The sequence below is a fragment of the Pseudoruminococcus sp. genome, from assembly GCF_047012705.1.
In the GTDB taxonomy this organism is placed as follows: domain Bacteria; phylum Bacillota; class Clostridia; order Oscillospirales; family Acutalibacteraceae; genus Pseudoruminococcus.
This window is the reverse complement of the sequence record NZ_JBKXNW010000043.1, coordinates 1-3,894: the sequence shown is the minus strand read 5'-3', so window position 1 is coordinate 3,894 and position 3,894 is coordinate 1. Positions and strand designations below refer to the sequence as shown.

1 protein-coding gene and 1 pseudogene are annotated in these 3,894 nt (G+C 46.0%); both read left to right on the top strand.

What is annotated here, in order from left to right; all coding sequences use genetic code 11:
- Window positions 1–296, top strand: a pseudogene (locus tag ACLU24_RS14425) (hypothetical protein); the annotation flags it as partial.
- A gap of 70 nt (window positions 297–366) precedes the next feature.
- Window positions 367–3,894 (top strand): SpaA isopeptide-forming pilin-related protein (locus ACLU24_RS14420; protein ID WP_412613341.1); only part of this gene is annotated, 3,528 nt, incomplete at its 3' end.

Genomic DNA, 3,894 nt, shown 5'->3' with positions numbered 1-3,894 from the left:
CGACTGAAAAGCCGGCAGAACCGAAACCGACAGAGCCGCCCAAGCAGACATTCGATGTCAGCCCTTATGTTAGTTACGCAAAAGAGTATGCGGTAAGCATAGGGCTTTCTCTTGACAGCACGGCGACAGAATGTTGGGACAATCCCATATCCGCAAATCCTAACCGAAGCGGTATCAAGTCTGATATTGAAAGCAGACTGAACCGATACAAGAACAGCGAGGGTTTTACCGCTGTGTGGATATGGACAGAAAAGCTATCCGATACGGAGTACAACATCTATATCGGCTACTGCTAAAACAAAATAATTTTAAGCAGACGCACTGAGTAAAATCGGTGCGTTTTTGCATTTCAAGGAGGAAAACGCAATGGTTAAAACAAAATTCAAGAAAGCCGTCTCGCTTATGTTGGCGACGGTTATGAGCCTTACTGCTTTTATGGGCATTGGGGCAACGACAGCCTTTGCAGCCGTAGGAGAAAAAGCCGATGTGTACCTCGTCGATTATCCCCGAAGCGGAGATACCAATAACAACGGCGAATGGGGACACGGCAATCTCAACTATATGAACGGTTGGAAAGGCTTGTCCACGAAATATACGGGACTTCGTGCAATGGGTTCGTATTCGGGTAATATCGCCTACTGTATTGAACCGGGTACAGGTCAGCGGACTGGCGATACTCTTACTGAAAAGGACGAGAACTTCTTCAATAACATCAGCCCGAACGGTACTATTTCCGGCGATGATATTCGCCTGCTTATCGGTCGTATCTTGCAGTACGGATATCGTGGAGGTATTTCGACAAGCTGGAAGTCGCAAAACGAAAGCGACGCAAACTGTATCGCACACGCTTATGCCACTCAGATTTTAATTTGGGAAACGATTGTCGGCGAAAGAGACGCAAGCTTTAATCACGTTTCTACCGGCGGGTATAATGCTGTGCTTGAATGTGTAAGCTCTGCACACCCACTCCGCAGTAAAATCTTGTCGTACTACAACAGTATGGTAACAAGTGTTCAGAATCACACCAAAGTGCCGAGCTTCTGCACAAGGTCAAGCGGTTCTGCAAAGGTAAATGAGCTTGAATGGAACGGAAGTAAGTATGTTGCTACTCTCACCGATACAAACGGTGTGCTTGGCAATTACAACTTCTCGGCAAACATTGACGGTGTTTCTTTCTCCGTCAGCGGAAACAAATTGACTGTTTCGATGGATAAAGCTCCGAGCAAGGAATTTACCATCACAGCCGCAAAAAAGAACGGCGTCCGCAGAGGTGTTGTTGTATGGTCTGACGGTATCCATCAGAATGGCAACGGCATTCAGGATGTGGTCACTTACGCTCAGGAGGTCAGCGACCCTGTCAGCGGATTTGTCAAAATGAAGGTCAGCTACGGCTCTTGTCAGATTGTAAAGACAAGTGAGGACGGAAAGGTTGACGGCATTCAGTTTACCATCAGTGGTAACGGCGTCAATCAGACAGTGACAACCGCAAACGGCGGTAAGTTCCAGCTTGATAACCTTATGCCCGGTGTTTATACGGTCACAGAGCAGTCTATTGACAAATATGTACCGCAGGAGGTTCACAGAGTAACTGTTGTTGCCGGTCAGGTGTCCAAGGTCAATTTCAATAATGTTCTCAAAAGAGGAAATCTTCAGGTAATCAAATCCTCCGAGGACAATCTTGTAGAAGGCATTACCTTCCACCTTTACGGCACTTCACTTTCGGGCATTGCCGTAGATGAGTATGCCGTTACAGATAAGAACGGTGTTGCTTCTTTCAATGATGTGCTTATTAGCGGTACTACCCCGTACACCGTTGAAGAAGTGGATACGGCTATCCGTTATGTTGTGCCTGCAAATCAGACCGCACCGATTAACTGGAAAGAGGTTACAACCCGCAATTTCACGAACATTCTCAAAAAGTTTTCCGTGACCGTAACAAAGAGCGACCGAGAAGAAGGTATGCCGCAGGGCGACGCTACCCTTGCAGGAGCAGTTTACGGCATTTATAAAGGCGAAACCCTTGTGGACAAGTATGTAACGGATAAGAACGGTCAGTTCACCACAAAGGAATATATCTGTGATGACGACTGGACAATCCGTGAAATCACTCCGTCCGAGGGCTATCTGCTTGATACCACAATTCATAAGGTCGGTGCAGAACCGCAGCTTTATACGGTGGAACACAATCAGACAGCAAATGATGTTACCGAACAGGTTATGAAAGGCAATATCGCCATCATCAAGCATACCGATAACGGAGAAACTCAGATTGAGACACCCGAAAACGGTGCAACCTTTGAAATCTATCTCAAATCTTCCGGCAGCTTTGACTCAGCAGAAGAAGATGAAAGAGATGTTATCGTCTGTGATGAAAACGGCTTCGGTCAGACAAAGGATATGCCGTATGGTGTATATACCGTTCATCAGACCGCAGGCTGGGAAGGTCGTGAGCTGATGAAAGACTTCGATGTGTTCATTGCTCAGGACGGACAGACCTACCGCTATCTTATCAACAACGTAAACTTTGAAAGCTATATCAAGGTTGTCAAGGTGGACGCAGAAAGCGGTAAAAACATTCCGTATGCCGGTGCTGGGTTCAAAATCTTTGACCCTAACGGCAATCAGGTAACAATGACCTTCACTTATCCTACTCCGACAACGATTGATACTTTCTACACCGACGCAAACGGACAGCTTGTTACACCGGAGAAACTGGAATACGGCAAGGGATATTCTCTTGTTGAGGTTCAGGCTCCTTACGGATATGTGCTTGACAGCACACCGGTGTACTTTGATGTGGCAGAGGAACATTCTTCCGATGAGGGTGGTATTACTGTGATTAAGGTCGATAAGCCTAATATGGCACAGAAAGGTACTGTCAGCATTGAAAAGACCGGCGAGGTGTTCTCAGGGGTAAATATCTCCGGAGAGGAAAACGCCGATGTGATTTATCAGCCTGTCTATGAAGTGAAAGGTCTTGTAGGTGCGGTTTATGAGATTACCGCAGCAGAAGATATTGTTACTCCCGACGGAACACTCCGTTATGCAAAGGGCGAGGTCGTAGATACTGTTACTACAGATGAAAACGGACTTGCCAAGAGTAAGGAGCTTTACCTCGGTAGATATACGGTAGTTGAAATCACCGCACCGGAGGGTATGGTTATCAACAAAGAAGCTCACGAGGTTGAGCTGACTTATGCCGGTCAGGAAGTGTCTGTAACCGAAACCGCCACAAGCTTTGTAAATGACAGGCAGAAAGTAACGGTAAGTCTTGAAAAGGCTATCGAGAAGAACGACATCTTCAATATCGGCAACGGCGATGAAGTGAAGAATATCAGCTTCGGACTTTTTGCCGATGAAGAGCTTGTTTCTGCAAGTGGTACTTCTATTCCGGCAGACGGTCTGATTGAGATTATCTCACTTTCCGAAAACGGTAAGGCTGTTATCAAAACCGACCTTCCTTTCGGAAACTATTATGTAAAGGAACTTGCAACCGATGAGCATTATATCCTTTCCGACAGCAAGTATCCGTTTACTTTCAGCTATGCGGGACAGGATACCGAAACTGTTGAGATTGCGGTCAATGACGGCAAGCCGATTGAAAACAAGCTCATTTACGGTTCTGTCTCCGGTAAGAAGATTAACGAAAACGGCGAAGAACTCGGCGGTGCAGTAATCGGACTGTTTAAGGCTGATGAAACCGAATTTACAAAAGAAAATGCTTTGATGACTGCTACCTCCCAAAAAGACGGTAGTTTTTCTTTTGAGAAAGTACCGTATGGCAACTGGCTTGTAAGAGAAATTGAGCAGCCGAAGGGCTTTGTGCTTGATGATACTTTTTATGAAGTTAAAATCTCCGAGGTCGGTCAGGTCATTGAGGTTGAAATCGTCAAT